This is a genomic window from Hylemonella sp. GW821-FHT12C09 (genome assembly GCF_058807395.1).
The window spans coordinates 34,690-48,677 of the sequence record NZ_JBXAQQ010000009.1 but is presented as its reverse complement, the minus strand read 5'-3'; the positions used below and the strand labels follow the sequence as shown (position 1 = coordinate 48,677).

The 13,988-nt window shown below is 64.4% G+C and carries 11 protein-coding genes and 1 pseudogene; 9 read left to right on the top strand and 3 right to left on the bottom strand.

Annotated elements, in window-relative coordinates; genetic code table 11:
- The first annotated feature begins 60 nt into the window (after nt 1–60).
- The gene (locus AC1RRP_RS14925) at nt 61–729 is read left to right on the top strand and encodes a hypothetical protein (RefSeq protein ID WP_493037503.1); all 669 of its coding nucleotides are present in this window, start codon (nt 61–63) and stop codon (nt 727–729) included.
- A gap of 64 nt (nt 730–793) precedes the next feature.
- On the opposite strand, the gene AC1RRP_RS14920 is transcribed toward AC1RRP_RS14925, so the two are convergent.
- Together AC1RRP_RS14920 and AC1RRP_RS14915 are read right to left on the bottom strand one after the other, a co-directional pair.
- The gene (locus tag AC1RRP_RS14920; protein ID WP_493037501.1) at nt 794–1,702 is read right to left on the bottom strand and encodes an SPFH domain-containing protein; all 909 of its coding nucleotides are present in this window, start codon (nt 1,700–1,702) and stop codon (nt 794–796) included.
- A gap of 15 nt (nt 1,703–1,717) precedes the next feature.
- Nucleotides 1,718–2,149 (bottom strand): NfeD family protein, encoded by a 432-nt coding sequence (locus AC1RRP_RS14915; protein WP_493037499.1) that lies wholly within the window; start codon nt 2,147–2,149, stop codon nt 1,718–1,720.
- 144 nt (nt 2,150–2,293) lie between these two features.
- Here AC1RRP_RS14915 and AC1RRP_RS14910 point away from each other — a divergent pair, with 144 nt between their 5' ends.
- Complete coding sequence (locus tag AC1RRP_RS14910) at nt 2,294–4,570, top strand: Orn/Lys/Arg family decarboxylase (protein WP_493037497.1); 2,277 nt, start codon at nt 2,294–2,296, stop codon at nt 4,568–4,570.
- A gap of 82 nt (nt 4,571–4,652) precedes the next feature.
- On the opposite strand, the gene fabI is transcribed toward AC1RRP_RS14910, so the two are convergent.
- Complete coding sequence (gene fabI / locus AC1RRP_RS14905) at nt 4,653–5,450, bottom strand: enoyl-ACP reductase FabI (RefSeq protein ID WP_493037495.1); 798 nt, start codon at nt 5,448–5,450, stop codon at nt 4,653–4,655.
- A gap of 57 nt (nt 5,451–5,507) precedes the next feature.
- Between fabI and AC1RRP_RS14900 the strand changes: the two genes are divergently transcribed.
- The 7 genes and pseudogenes from AC1RRP_RS14900 to AC1RRP_RS14870 all read left to right on the top strand — a co-directional run.
- Nucleotides 5,508–7,367 carry an extracellular solute-binding protein gene (locus tag AC1RRP_RS14900; protein WP_493037699.1) on the top strand — a complete coding sequence of 620 codons (1,860 nt, stop codon included), beginning with the start codon at nt 5,508–5,510 and terminating at the stop codon, nt 7,365–7,367.
- A 3-nt stretch (nt 7,368–7,370) separates the two neighbouring features.
- Nucleotides 7,371–8,405: a microcin C ABC transporter permease YejB gene (locus tag AC1RRP_RS14895; protein ID WP_493037494.1), complete on the top strand. Its 1,035-nt coding sequence runs from the start codon at nt 7,371–7,373 to the stop codon at nt 8,403–8,405.
- On the top strand, nt 8,405–9,439 hold the full coding sequence (locus AC1RRP_RS14890; protein ID WP_493037492.1) for an ABC transporter permease: 1,035 nt from the start codon (nt 8,405–8,407) through the stop codon (nt 9,437–9,439). The genes AC1RRP_RS14895 and AC1RRP_RS14890 overlap by 1 nt, the downstream gene beginning before the upstream one ends.
- Nucleotides 9,436–11,040 carry an ABC transporter ATP-binding protein gene (locus AC1RRP_RS14885; protein WP_493037490.1) on the top strand — a complete coding sequence of 535 codons (1,605 nt, stop codon included), beginning with the start codon at nt 9,436–9,438 and terminating at the stop codon, nt 11,038–11,040. Before AC1RRP_RS14890 ends, AC1RRP_RS14885 begins: the two co-directional genes overlap by 4 nt.
- A 188-nt stretch (nt 11,041–11,228) precedes the next feature.
- Nucleotides 11,229–11,816: a ribosome maturation factor RimP gene (gene rimP / locus AC1RRP_RS14880; protein ID WP_493037488.1), complete on the top strand. Its 588-nt coding sequence runs from the start codon at nt 11,229–11,231 to the stop codon at nt 11,814–11,816.
- A gap of 20 nt (nt 11,817–11,836) precedes the next feature.
- Complete coding sequence (nusA, locus tag AC1RRP_RS14875) at nt 11,837–13,342, top strand: transcription termination factor NusA (RefSeq protein ID WP_493037486.1); 1,506 nt, start codon at nt 11,837–11,839, stop codon at nt 13,340–13,342.
- 72 nt (nt 13,343–13,414) lie between these two features.
- Nucleotides 13,415–13,936, top strand: a pseudogene (locus AC1RRP_RS14870) (translation initiation factor IF-2 associated domain-containing protein); the annotation flags it as partial.
- Nucleotides 13,937–13,988: the final 52 nt, after the last annotated feature.

Sequence of the window (13,988 nt, the reverse complement as noted above, 5' to 3'; positions counted from 1 at the left end):
TCGTGCCCGGCGCCCCAGTTCCGGCCAGCGAAAGAGGTACGCCTCGAAGGCGATTCCGTCATGATCGTGACGCACCCGTCGGCAACCTTCGACGCCAGGTTTTCGGCCAAGTACGGCGTCGACGAAGCGGTCCGCTTTGCCAAGAGCAAGAAGATCCCGGTGGTCTACCTCGCTGACGACTCTCCCATCCGCTACTACTATGTGGAAGATTGCGATCCCGATCACTGGGTGGCGTCCAGGGATGGCGAGGTGGAGTTCGAAGTCGCTCCTGCACATGTCTATGTGGCCGGGGGCCATATGGAGCTGTGCCTTTCGCGTTCCCTGCACGACATCCTGTACCAATGGTCGCGCAAGCCCGCGCGGAACCTGACGGTGACGTTCCTGCTGGATGCAATCTACTCCAATGGCAAATCCGTCGAGCCGTCGGACCCGTACTACAGCGATTTCAACTGGTTCATGGGCATCATCACCTATGGCCGGCCAGGCGGGGAGACCTGGCCCAAGCTCAATCTTCTCGAGATGACCGGCATCATCAAGAAGCCCGCCAATGACCTGCTGTTCCTTGAGAAGATCCTGCCGCGCTGGGACCGCACTTTCCCGAAGGACTACCGTGTCGAACTCCAGTTCAATGAGTTTGCGCCGCGTGTTCTGCGCCCCGGCGGCGGGTTTTTCGCGCCGCGCCTGCGGTTCAACTTCGTCGACTCGGCCGACGTCTTCCTGGCGCAGTGATGGGCCGGCCCAGGCCCGCGCGTGAAGAGACCGGTGCGCCAGCCCAAGGAGGCGCGCGAGCGCGCTATTTCTGCTGGCGCACCATGGCCATGGCCGAGGTGACCAGGGCCGAGACCTCGGTCATGTTGCTCGGCACGATCAGCGTGGTCGTCGCGTCTGATGCCACCTTGCCGTAGGCCTCGACGGCCTTCTCGGCCACCTTGAGCTGCACGGCCAGTTCGCCGCCGGGCTGGCGAATGGCCGCGGCCACGCGCTCGATGGCGCCAGCGGTGGCGTCGGCCACGGCGGTAATTGACGCTGCCTCACCCTGGGCCTTGTTGATGGCGGCCTGCTTCTCGCCCTCGGAGCGCGCGATGAAGGCCTCGCGCTCGCCGGTGGCGATGTTGATCTGCTCCTGGCGGCGGCCCTCCGACGCGGCAATCAGGGCACGCTTCTCGCGTTCGGCCGTGATCTGGGCCTGCATGGCGTGCAGGATCTCCTTCGGGGGCGTCAGGTCCTTGATCTCGTAGCGCAGCACCTTGACGCCCCAGTTCAGTGCGGCTTCGTCGATAGCCTGGACCACCTGGGCGTTGATGATGTCGCGCTCCTCGAAGGTCTTGTCCAGCTCCAGCTTGCCGATCACGCTGCGCAGCGAGGTCTGGGCCAGCTGGGTCACGGCCACGATGTAGTTGGACGAGCCGTAGCTCGCGCGCATGGGGTCGGTGACCTGGAAATAGAGGATGCCGTCGACCTGGAGCTGGGTGTTGTCGCGCGTGATGCAGACCTGGCTGGGCACGTCCAGCGGCACTTCCTTGAGGCTGTGCTTGTAGGCCACCTTGTCGATGAAGGGGAAGAGGAAGTTCAGGCCTGGCGTCAGCGCGCCGTGGTACTTGCCCAGGCGCTCGACCACCCAGGCATTCTGCTGCGGGACGATCTTGACCGAGCGGCTGATGAAGATGACGGCGATGACGAAGATGAGGATGGCGATTTCCATGAGGGACTCCCTGGTTCAGCTTGCGATTTTTTCGAGGATCAACTGGCTGCCACGCATCTCGACGATGCGGTGCGCACCGGTGGCGCGGGGGCTGCCGTCGCGCGGCACCGCCAGCCACTGGGCGCCGCGGTATCTGATATGGGTGCTGCCATCGGGCAGCCAGGACTCGACCTGCACGGTCTCGCCGATGTCCAGATTGACGTCCGGGTTGCTGCCGACGGCCTGGCTGGCCCCCGAACGCGGGCGCCAGAAATGCCAGGCCAGCACGGCACCGCCACCGACGAGGGCAGCAATCACCACCTGAGGCGTGGCCGCCAGCCCGGTGTGGGCCGCCACGGCGCCGGCCGCCAGGCCCCCGGCCAGCATGAGCAGGTAGAAGGTGCCGGTGGTCAGCTCCGCTGCGACCAGGATGCCGGCCGCCAGCCACCAGAGGGTCGAATCAGCCATGACTTGCTTTGCTCCTATCGGTGCTTGTGATTCAATTGCGACATTCTGCGGCAAATCCCGTGACAGATCCGGGACAGCCGCCAATTAATCCTTACACTTCGCGCTCGTTTTTCTTTTTTCCGTGCCCGGCTGGAGTCCGTCTCAATGAAATTCCGCTTTCCCATTGTCATAATCGACGAAGACTTCCGCTCCGAGAACACCTCGGGCCTGGGCATCCGGGCCATGGCGCAGGCCATCGAGGCCGAGGGCTTCGAGGTGCTGGGCGTCACCAGCTACGGTGATCTTTCACAGTTCGCCCAGCAGCAGTCGCGCGCCAGCGCCTTCATCCTCTCGATCGACGACGAGGAGTTCACCCCTGGCCCGGACCTGGACCCGGCCGTGCTGAACCTGCGCACCTTCATCGAGGAGGTGCGCCGCAAGAACGCCGACGTGCCGATCTACGTCTACGGCGAGACCAAGACCAGCCGGCACCTGCCCAACGACATCCTGCGCGAGCTGCACGGCTTCATCCACATGTACGAGGACACCCCCGAGTTCATGGCGCGCCACATCATCCGCGAGGCCAAGAGCTACCTGGAAGGCATCCAGCCGCCCTTCTTCAAGGCCCTGCTGGACTATGCCGAGGATGGTTCCTACTCCTGGCACTGCCCGGGGCACTCGGGCGGTGTGGCCTTTCTCAAGAGCCCGGTGGGCCAGATGTACCACCAGTTCTACGGCGAGAACATGCTGCGCGCCGACGTCTGCAACGCGGTGGAAGAGCTGGGCCAGCTGCTGGACCACGACGGCGCCATCGGCGAGAGCGAGCGCAACGCCGCGCGCATCTTCAACGCCGATCACTGCTATTTCGTCACCAATGGCACCAGCACCTCGAACAAGATCGTATGGCACCACACGGTGGCGCCGGGTGACGTGGTGGTGGTGGACCGCAACTGCCACAAGTCCATCCTGCACGCCATCATCATGACGGGGGCCATTCCCGTCTTCCTCAAGCCCACGCGCAACCACTTCGGCATCATCGGGCCGATCCCGCAAAGCGAGTTCGAGCCGGCCACCATCCAGGCGAAGATCAAGGCCAACCCCCTGCTCAAGGGCGTGGACCCGAAAAAGGTCAAGCCGCGCGTGCTGACGCTCACGCAGTCCACCTACGACGGCGTGCTCTACAACACCGAGACCATCAAGAGCCTGCTCGACGGCTACGTCGACAACCTGCATTTCGACGAGGCCTGGCTGCCGCACGCGGCCTTCCACCCCTTCTATGGCCGTTACCACGCCATGGGCAAGAAGCGCGGGCGGCCGAAGAACTCCATGGTCTATGCCACCCAGTCCATCCACAAGCTGCTGGCCGGCATCAGCCAGGCCAGCCACGTGCTGGTGCAGGATGCCGAGAACACCAAGCTGGACCACCACCTCTTCAACGAGGCCTACCTGATGCACACCAGCACCAGTCCGCAGTACAGCATCATCGCCAGCTGCGACGTGGCCGCCGCCATGATGGAGCCGCCCGGCGGCACCGCATTGGTGGAGGAAAGCATTCTTGAGTCGCTCAACTTCCGCCGCGCCATGCGCAAGGTGGACGAGGAATACGGCAAGGACTGGTGGTTCAAGGTCTGGGGCCCGGAGAAGCTGACGGAAGAGGGCATCGGCAGCGCCGAGGACTGGATCATCCGCAGCGACGGCCGCAGCACCAAGAACGGCAGCAAGTGGCACGGCTTCGGCCAGCTGGCCGACGGCTTCAACATGCTGGACCCGATCAAGTCCACCATCGTCACGCCCGGCCTGAACCTGGATGGCAAGTTCGACAAGACCGGCCTGCCGGCTTCCATCGTGACCAAGTACCTGGCCGAGCACGGTGTGGTGGTGGAGAAGACCGGCCTGTACAGCTTCTTCATCATGTTCACCATCGGCATCACCAAGGGCCGCTGGAACACCCTGTTGACCGCGCTCCAGCAGTTCAAGGACGACTACGACAAGAACCAGCCCATGTGGCGTGTCATGCCGGACTTCTGCAAGAAACAGCCCAGATACGAGCGCATGGGCCTGCGCGACCTGTGCCAGTTCATCCACGAGATGTACGCCAAGTACGACATCGCGCGCCTGACCACCGAGATGTACCTGAGCGACCTGACGCCAGCCATGAACCCCAGCGACGCTTATTCCCATATTGCGCACCGCAAGACCGAGCGGGTGGAGATCGACCAGCTCGAAGGCCGCATCACCGTGGGTCTGGTGACGCCTTACCCGCCGGGCATCCCGTTGCTGATCCCGGGTGAGGTCTTCAACAAGAAGATCGTGGACTACCTCAAGTTCGCACGCGAGTTCAACGGCCAGTGCCCGGGCTTCGAGACCGACATCCACGGCCTGGTGGAAGAAACCGGCCCGGACGGCAAACAGCACTATTACGCGGATTGCGTGAAGGCCTGAGCCAGCGCAGGGATCTCACGGCCCAAAGAGAACGCCCCGCAGTGCGGGGCGCTTTTCATGGCAGAACGCGGGAGTGCGGGGCTCAGGATTCCAATACCGCCACGGCGGACTGGCTGAAACCGCCGTCCACGTAGCTGATTTCAGAGGTCATGCCGCTGGCCAGATCGCTCATCAGGAAGGCGGCCACGTTGCCGACATCCTCGATGGTCACGTTGCGCCGCAGGGGCGAGCCATTGGCTGCAATGCCGAGCAATTTGCCGAAGTCCTTGATGCCGCTGGCGGCCAGGGTCTTGATGGGGCCGGCGCTGATGCCGTTGACGCGGATGCAACGACCGTCCGGCAGGTGGCCCACGGCCTCGGCCAGGTAGCGTACCGAGGCTTCCAGGCTGGCCTTGGCCAGGCCCATGGTGTTGTAGTTCGGGATGGCGCGCAGCGCGCCCAGGTAGCTCAGCGTCAGCAGGGCCGACTTGTCCTTGAGGAAGGGCAGGGCCGCCTTGGCCATGGCCGGGAAACTGTAGGCGCTGATGTCGTGGGCGATGCGGAAGTTTTCCCGGGTCAGGCCGTCGAGGAAGTTGCCGGTGATCGCCTCGCGCGGAGCGAAGCCGATGCTGTGCACGAAACCGTCGAACTGGGGCCAGTGGGCCGACAGGTCCTTGAAGAGATGGTCGATCTGGGCGTCGTCGCCGACGTCGCAGTCGAAGATCAGCTTGGAGTCGAAGTCGGCGGCGAACTCGGTGATGCGGTCCTTGAAGCGCTCGCCCACGTAGCTGAAGGCCAGCTCGGCCCCCTGGTCATGGCAGGCCTTGGCGATGCCATACGCGATGGAGCGGTTGCTCAGTACGCCAGTGATCAGAAATTTCTTGCCGGTCAGGAAGCCCATATTTTTTCTCGGTTAACCAAGGAAGGAAAGATTTGTGTGCAGAATTGTCGCATGCGGATGCGCCATTTTCTGCTTGCCCTGATTTCGCTGATCTTCTGCCTGCCGGGCTGGGCCGCGCATGCTTATGCCCAGTTCGGTGATATCAAGTATGCGGCGGGCTTTGCGCATTTCGACTACGTGAACCCGGCGGCGCCCAAGGGTGGCGAAATCACGTTGGTGCCGCCCACGCGCCTGTCCAACTTCGACAAGTACAACCCCTTCACCCTCAAGGGCAGTGCACCGCCCGGCCTCAATGGCCTGGTGTTCGAAAGCCTGCTGACCGGCACCCTGGACGAACCGACCACGGCCTACGGCCTGCTGGCCCAGGACGTGACGGTGGCGCAGGACAAGCTCTCGGCCATCTTCACGCTGCACCCCGATGCGCGTTTTCAAAATGGGGACCCGGTACTGGCGGCCGACGTCAAGCATTCTTTCGACCGGCTGACGTCCAAGGAGGCGGCCCCCCAGTTCCGCACCATCTTCGGCGAGATACGGGGCGTCACCGTCGTGGCAGAGCGGGCGGTACGCTTCGACTTCAAGCGCGTCAACGCCGAGCTGCCGCTGATCGCCGGCAGCCTGCCCGTGTTCAGCCGCAAGTGGGGCCTGGAGAACGGCAAGCTCAAACCCCTGGACCAGATCGTCACCGATGTGCCCATTGGCAGCGGGCCCTACCGCATCGGCAAGGTCAACTTCGGCAAGGACATCAGCTACGAGCGCGATCCGGCCTACTGGGCCCGCGATCTCAACGTGCGCCGCGGCCTGTTCAACTTCGACCGCATCACCTACAAGATCTACAAGGACAACACGGCGCAGCTGGAGGCCTTCAAGGCCGGCGAGTTCGACTACATCCAGGCCTTCATTGCGCGTGAATGGGCGCGGGCCTACACCGGCAAGCAATTCGAGCGCGGCCAGCTCATCAAGAAGGAACTGCAGCACGGCAATGCCGGCGACTTCCAGGGTTTCCTCTTCAATATGCGGCGCGACAAGTTCAAGGACGTGCGCGTGCGCCAGGCCATCGCCCTGGCCATGGATTACGAGTGGATGAACCGCCAGCTCTTCTACAACGCCTACACGCGGGTCCGGGGCTATTTCGTCGGCAGCGACTTCGAGGCCCGGGGCCGGCCCACGCCCGAGGAACTGGCCGTGCTGGCGCCGCTGCGCCGCCTGCTGCCGCCCGAAGTCTTCACCGATGAGGTGCCGCTACCGCCGGTGGCGAGCTTGGACCCGGCCTCCGGCCACACCCTGCGCGACAACCTGCGCCGCGCACGCGATCTGCTGGCCGCCGCCGGTTGGACCTACCGCGACGGCGCGCTGCGCAATGCGAAAGGCGAGCCCTTCAGCATCGAGTTCCTCGACAACTCGGGTTCCATGGGGCGCGTGGTCACGCCCTATGCGCGCAACCTGGAGAAGCTGGGCATGCAGGTCAACTACAAGGTGATCGACTTCGCCATTCTGCAAAAACGCATGGACGTGTTCGATTTCGAGATCATCAGCAACCGCCTGATCGGCAGCGAGGCGCCGGGCACCGAGCTGCTGGAGCGCTACGGTTCCAAGGCCGCCGATATCGAGGGTTCGAGCAACGTCATCGGCCTCAAGGACCCGGCGGTCGATGCCTTGCTGGACCAGGTGATCTCGGCCCAGACCCGGCCGCAGCTGGTGGCACGGGTGCGCGCGCTGGACCGTGTGTTGCGGCACGGCCACTATGCCGTGCCGCACTGGTACAGCGGCGTGCACCGTGTGGCCTGGCGCGCCGGCCGTTTTGAGCAGCCGGCCGTGACGCCGCGTTATTACCAGCCCGAGGCCTGGGTCACCTCGGTCTGGTGGGCAACGCCCGCCAATCTCGCGGCCAGCCAGGCCGCGAGCGGGGGAGGGAAGTAAGCCGTGCTGGCCTACGTCCTCAAGCGCCTCTTGCTCATGATCCCGACGCTGTTCGGCATCCTGCTGCTGACCTTTGTCGTCATCCAGTTCGTGCCGGGCGGCCCGGTGGAGCAGATGGTGGCGCAGTTGCAGGGGCGCGATACAGGAGGGGAGGGGGCGGCGGCCAGCGGCGCGGGTTACCGCGGCCGCCAGGGCGTGGACGCCGCGCGCATCGCCGAGATCCGTAGCTTCTACGGCTTCGACAAGCCGGCCCACGAGCGTTTCTGGCAGATGCTGGGCCAGTACGCACGTTTCGACCTGGGCAAGAGCTTCTTCTATCCCAAGAGCGTCTGGGAACTGGTCAAGGACAAGCTGCCGGTGTCGATCAGCCTGGGGCTGTGGACTTTCTTCCTGAGCTACCTGATCTCCATCCCCCTGGGCATCGCCAAGGCCGTGCGCGCCGGCACGCGTTTTGACACGTTGACCAGCCTGGTCGTGCTCATCGGATACGCCATTCCCGGCTTCGTGCTGGGCGTCGCCCTGCTCGTGATCTTCGGCGGCCAGCTGCAGTGGTTCCCCTTGCGCGGTCTGACCTCGAGCAACTGGGAGACACTGAGCTGGGGCGCGAAGATCGTGGACTACCTCTGGCACATCACGTTGCCGGTGACGGCCAGCGTACTGGGCGCCTTTGCCGTGACCACCATGCTGACCAAGAACGCCTTCCTCGAGGAGATCCGTAAGCAATACGTGCTGACCGCCCGCGCCAAGGGCCTGGGCGAGAACCGTGTGCTGTGGACGCACGTGTTCCGCAATGCGCTGATCCCCATCGTCACCGGTTTCCCGGCGGCTTTCATCGGTGCCTTTTTTGCGGGGTCCCTGCTGATCGAGACCTTGTTCTCGCTCGACGGCCTGGGCCTGCTGTCCTATGAATCGGTGATGCGGCGCGACTATCCCGTCGTGCTGGGCACGCTTTACCTGTTCACGCTGATCGGCCTGGTGACCAAGCTGATCTCCGACCTCTGCTACGTGTGGGTCGATCCGAGAGTGAAGTTCGACTGATGGCTGGCGTTTCCCTTTCCCCCTCGCGTCGCGCCTGGCTGCGTTTCCGGCGCAATCGCCTGGGCTATTGGAGCCTGCTGATCTTCTGCACGCTTTTCGTGCTCAGCCTGGGCGCCGAACTCATCTCCAACGACAAGCCGCTCGTGGCGCGCCATCATGGGCAGTGGTACTTTCCGATTGTGAGCAACGTTCCGGAGACGGTCTTCGGAGGCGACTTCGCGACGCCGACCGACTACCTGGACCCTTTTATCCAGCAGCAGTTCGCTCAGCCCGGCAACTTCGCGCTGTACCCGCCCAACCCCTACCACCACAGCACCATCAACTACTTCGCGAAGGAGCCCAACCCTTCAGGCCCCTCCCGTGACAATTGGCTGGGCACCGACGACCGCGGGCGCGACGTCGTGGCGCGCCTGGTCTATGGTTTCCGCATCTCGGTGCTGTTCGCGCTGGCGCTGACCTTCATCGGTGTGCTGCTGGGGGTGCTCACCGGTGCCGTGCAGGGCTACTTCGGCGGCAAGATCGACCTGGGGTTCCAGCGTTTCATCGAGATCTGGGGCTCCATGCCCGAGCTCTACCTGCTGATCATCTTCTCGGCCATGTTCGACCCCAGCGTGGCGTTGCTGCTGATCCTGCTGAGCCTGTTCGGCTGGATGGGCCTGTCGGATTACGTGCGGGCCGAGTTCCTGCGCAACCGCCAGCTCGACTACGTGCGCGCGGCGCGCGCCATGGGCCTGTCCAACGGACAGATCATCTGGCGCCACATCCTGCCCAACAGCCTGACCCCGGTGGTGACCTTCCTGCCTTTCCGCATGAGCGCGGCCATCCTGGCGCTGACCTCGCTGGATTTCCTGGGTCTGGGCGTGCCGCCCGGCACCCCCTCGCTGGGCGAACTGCTGGCCCAAGGCAAGAACAATATCGACGCCTGGTGGATTTCGCTGTCCACCTTCGGCGTGCTGGTCGTGACCCTGCTGCTGCTGACCTTCATGGGCGATGCGCTGCGCGACGCGCTGGACCCCAGGAAGGCTGAAAGATGAGCGGGCTCCTGTTGGCGGTGAAGGATTTGCGCGTCGCCTTTGGTGGCAAGGACGTCGTGCGTGGCCTCGATTTCCAGATCGCCCCGGGCGAGAAAGTGGCCCTGGTGGGCGAGTCCGGCTCGGGCAAGACCGTCACGGCCCTGAGCTTGCTGCGCCTGCTGCCCGAGGCCGCCGTCAGCGGGACTGCCGGCTTCGCCGGCAGCGATGGCCAGGCCGACCTGCTGTCCCTGTCCGAGCGCGCGTTGCGCGGCATCCGCGGCCGCGACATTGCCATGATCTTCCAGGAGCCCATGACGGCCCTGAACCCGCTGTTCACCATCGGCGACCAGATTGTCGAAGTGCTGCAGCTCAAGCTGGGCCTGGCCCGCGCGCCGGCGCTGGCGCGTGCCATCCAGTTGCTGGCCGACACCGGCATTGCCCAGCCCGAAGAGCGCATCAAGGCTTTTCCGCACCAGTTGAGCGGCGGCCAGCGCCAGCGCGCCATGATCGCCATGGCCCTGGCCTGCCAGCCCAGATTGCTGCTGGCTGATGAGCCGACCACGGCGCTGGACGTGGCCCTGCGTGGCCAGATCCTGGACCTGCTGGACGGCCTGCAGAAGAAACATGGCATGGCCGTGCTGATGATCACCCACGACCTGAACCTGGTGCGGCGTTTTGCCAGCCGGGTGGTCGTGATGGAAAACGGTTGCATCGTCGAGCAGGGGCCGGTGGCCCAGGTGTTTGCGCGGCCGCAACACCCCTATACCCGCAGTCTGATCGACAGCCGACCGGTGCGCGACGTACAGGAGCTGCCCCAGCAGGCCGGCGCGCCGGCGCTGCTGCAGGCCCGGGGCCTGCGCGTGGCTTACCCCGTGCCGCTGCCCGGCCTGCGCGGCTGGTTCCGCCGCGGCGAGTTCGTGGCGGTGCAGGGCGCAGACTTCAGCATTCCGCCCGGCCACACCCTGGGGGTGATCGGCGAATCGGGTTCGGGCAAGTCCACCCTCGCGCTGGCTGCCCTCGGCCTGCTGCCCTTCACAGGGGAACTGCAGGTGGATGGCCAGGCCTGGAGCCGCGACCAGGCGCGCAACAAGGCGCTGCGCCGCGTGGTTCAGGTGGTGTTCCAGGACCCGTTTTCCTCTCTCTCGCCACGCCTGACGGTGGAAGAGATCGTGGGCGAGGGCTTGACGATCCATGCGCCTGAGCTATCAAAAGAGGAGCGCCTGGCCAGGATACAGCGGGCGCTGGAGGAGGTGGGCCTGACAGAAGCCCAGTTCCCCGGCCTGCTTCAGCGTTACCCCCATGAGTTTTCCGGTGGGCAGCGCCAGCGCCTGGCCATTGCCCGGGCGCTGATTGTCGAGCCCCGCCTCATCGTGCTGGACGAACCCACCAGCGCCCTGGACGTGACCATCCAGAAACAGGTGCTGCAGCTGCTGCAGCGCCTGCAGCGCGAGCGGGCCCTGAGCTACCTGCTCATCACCCACGACGTGGACGTGATCCGGGCCATGGCGCACGAGGTGCTGGTCATGAAAGGCGGGGAAATCGTCGAGTCCGGCCCGGTGGCAGCCCTGCTGGAGGCGCCGGCCCATCCCTACACCCGGACCCTGGTGCAGGCGGCCGCCTGAAAACCGCGGCGTTCGACAAGACCCGCGGTTTCAACAAAATCGGCCCACATGGGCTGGAATTTCCTTGAAAATCAAGGCTCTAGTCCCGATTTTCGAGTACAATTCGGCAATTCTCGACCAAACGGGCGGATTACCAACCGCCCTTTTTTTATGGTCGAACGCTTTTTGATGGCCAGGGAAGGGCAACGTTGACACTGCAGCAGATCGTCGAACAAACCGTGACCGGATTCGGTTACGACCTGGTGGAGATCGACCGCTCCGCCGGGGGCTTGCTGCGCGTGACAATCGACCTGCCCTGGGATCCGCAACTCGGTGAGCGTTTCATCAACGTCGAGGACTGCGAGAAGGTCACGCGCCAGTTGCAGTATGCGCTGGAAGTTGACGGCATCGAGTACAAGCGGCTCGAGGTGTCCTCGCCGGGCATCGATCGCCCGCTGCGACATGAAAAGGATTTCGAGCGTTTTGTGGGCCAGGTGGTCGACATCACGCTCAAGGCGCCGATGGGTGCGGCTGCGGCCGGCCAGGTCAGCGCCAACCGCAAGAAATTCCGCGGCACGCTCGAACGCGTGAGCGCTGCCGACGGCAGCACGGGCTGGCAGATCGTCTGGAGCGACGCGCCAGTGCCCAAGCCGGGACAGAAGGTGAGCAAGAAGCGTGAACCGGCGCCAATGCAGGCGCTGGGGTTCACGCTGGACGAATTGCGCGAGGCGCGTCTGGCGCCGATCGTGAGTTTCAAGGGTCGCAGCGATAAGCACGCTGGGGCCACGGGTCTTTGAGGGTATTGGAGGTTAGAGGCATGAATCGCGAACTGTTGATGCTGGTGGAAGCCATTTCCCGCGAAAAGAACGTCGAGCGCGACGTGGTCTTTGGCGCGGTGGAGTCCGCCCTGGCGCAAGCCACCAAGAAGCTGTATGAAGGCGACGTGGACATCCGCGTGGCGATCGACCGCGACAGCGGCGTCTACGAGACGTTCCGCCGCTGGCACGTGGTCCCCGACGAGGCCGGCCTGCAGCTGCCCGACCAGGAAATCCTGCTGTTCGAAGCCAAGGAACAGATCCCCGACATCGAGGTCGACGAGTACATCGAGGAATCTGTCGAGTCGGTGCCGATCGGCCGCATCGGCGCGATGGCCGCCAAGCAGGTGATCCTGCAGAAGATCCGTGACGCCGAGCGCGAGATGCTGCTCAACGACTTCATGTCGCGCGGCGAGAAGATCTTCGTGGGCACCGTCAAGCGCATGGACAAGGGCGACATCATCGTCGAGTCCGGTCGGGTCGAAGGGCGTCTGCGCCGCGGCGAGATGATCCCCAAGGAAAACCTGCGCACCGGCGACCGCGTGCGCGCCATGATCATGGATGTGGACCTGACGCTGCGTGGCGCCCCCATCATCCTGTCGCGCTCGGCCCCCGAGTTCATGATCGAGCTGTTCCGCCAGGAAGTGCCCGAGATCGAACAGGGTCTGCTGGAGATCAAGTCCTGCGCCCGTGATGCCGGCTCGCGCGCCAAGATCGCCGTGCTCTCGCACGACAAGCGCGTCGACCCCATCGGTACCTGCGTCGGCGTGCGCGGCACCCGCGTCAATGCCGTGACCAACGAACTCGCTGGCGAGCGCGTGGACATCGTGCTGTGGAGCGAGGACCCGGCCCAGTTCGTGATCGGCGCGCTGGCCCCGGCCAATGTGCAGTCCATCGTGGTGGACGAAGAGAAACACGCCATGGACGTGGTGGTCGACGAAGAAAACCTCGCCATCGCCATCGGCCGCGGCGGCCAGAACGTGCGCCTGGCATCCGACCTGACCGGCTGGAAGATCAACATCATGGACGCGGCCGAATCGGCCGAGAAGCAGGCCACCGAAACCGGTTCGCTGCGCTCTTTGTTCATGGCCAAGCTCGACGTGGACGAGGAGATCGCCGACATCCTGATCGCCGAGGGCTTCACCAGCCTGGAAGAAGTGGCCTATGTGCCGCTGCAGGAGATGCTGGAGATCGAGTCCTTCGATGAGGACACCGTCAACGAGTTGCGCGCCCGTGCCAAGGATGCCCTGCTGACGATGGAGATCGCGCGCGAGGAGAGCGTCGAGGAGGTGTCGCAGGACCTGCGCGACCTCGAAGGCCTCAAGCCCGAGCTGATCGCCAAGCTGGCCGACGGCGGCGTGCATACGCTGGATGACCTGGCCGACCTTGCGGTCGACGAGCTCACCGAGATCACCGGCCAGTCCGAGGACGAAGCCAAAGCCCTGATCATGAAGGCGCGCGAACATTGGTTTACCAATGAAGCCGCTGCTCAAGAGTCATCGTCATGAAAAAATAAGTTCAGTCAAGGCTGGCCATTGCCCTCCGGGCTGGTCATGCCCTAGCTAAAGGCCCCATCACAAATGTCCAGTACGACCGTCGCCGAGTTTGCAACCGAACTCAAGAAGTCAACCGATACCCTGCTTGAGCAGCTCAAGGCCGCAGGCGTGGCCAAGTCCTCCGCCGCCGACACCCTGACCGATGCCGACAAGCAGCGCTTGCTGGGTTTCCTGCAGGCTAGCCATGGCACCGCCACGGCTGAGCGCAAGAAGATCACCCTGACCAAGAAGTCGACCACCGAAATCAAGCAAGCCGACGCCAGTGGCAAGGCCCGCACCATCCAGGTGGAAGTCCGCAAGAAGCGCACCTTCATCCGCCGCGATGATGGCAGTGATGTGGCCGAGGGCGGCGCAGCCGAGCCGGTTGAGGAAGCGCCGGTGGTTAGTCCTGCGGCCCCTGCGGTCGACAATGCAGAACTCTTGCGCCGCGAGGAAGAGGCCCGCCGGCAGGCCGAACTGATTCGCCGCCAGGAAGAAGATCTGGCCGAGAAGCGTCGCCAGCGCGAGGAAAGCGAAAAGCGCGAGCGTGAAGCCGAGGAGCGTGCGGCCAGCTACGCAGCGACCGAGGACGAGAAAAAGGTCCAGGCATCGACCAGCA

What these genes read in the sequence shown, in the direction of transcription:
- AC1RRP_RS14925 (WP_493037503.1), top strand. Translation starts at nt 61, where the DNA reads ATGATCGTGACGCACCCGTCGGCAACCTTCGACGCCAGGTTTTCGGCC.
- AC1RRP_RS14910 (WP_493037497.1), top strand. Translation starts at nt 2,294, where the DNA reads ATGAAATTCCGCTTTCCCATTGTCATAATCGACGAAGACTTCCGCTCC.
- AC1RRP_RS14885 (WP_493037490.1), top strand. Translation starts at nt 9,436, where the DNA reads ATGAGCGGGCTCCTGTTGGCGGTGAAGGATTTGCGCGTCGCCTTTGGT.
- nusA (WP_493037486.1), top strand. Translation starts at nt 11,837, where the DNA reads ATGAATCGCGAACTGTTGATGCTGGTGGAAGCCATTTCCCGCGAAAAG.
- AC1RRP_RS14920 (WP_493037501.1), bottom strand. Translation starts at nt 1,702, where the DNA reads ATGGAAATCGCCATCCTCATCTTCGTCATCGCCGTCATCTTCATCAGC.
- AC1RRP_RS14890 (WP_493037492.1), top strand. Translation starts at nt 8,405, where the DNA reads ATGGCTGGCGTTTCCCTTTCCCCCTCGCGTCGCGCCTGGCTGCGTTTC.
- fabI (WP_493037495.1), bottom strand. Translation starts at nt 5,450, where the DNA reads ATGGGCTTCCTGACCGGCAAGAAATTTCTGATCACTGGCGTACTGAGC.
- AC1RRP_RS14915 (WP_493037499.1), bottom strand. Translation starts at nt 2,149, where the DNA reads ATGGCTGATTCGACCCTCTGGTGGCTGGCGGCCGGCATCCTGGTCGCA.
- AC1RRP_RS14900 (WP_493037699.1), top strand. Translation starts at nt 5,508, where the DNA reads ATGCGCCATTTTCTGCTTGCCCTGATTTCGCTGATCTTCTGCCTGCCG.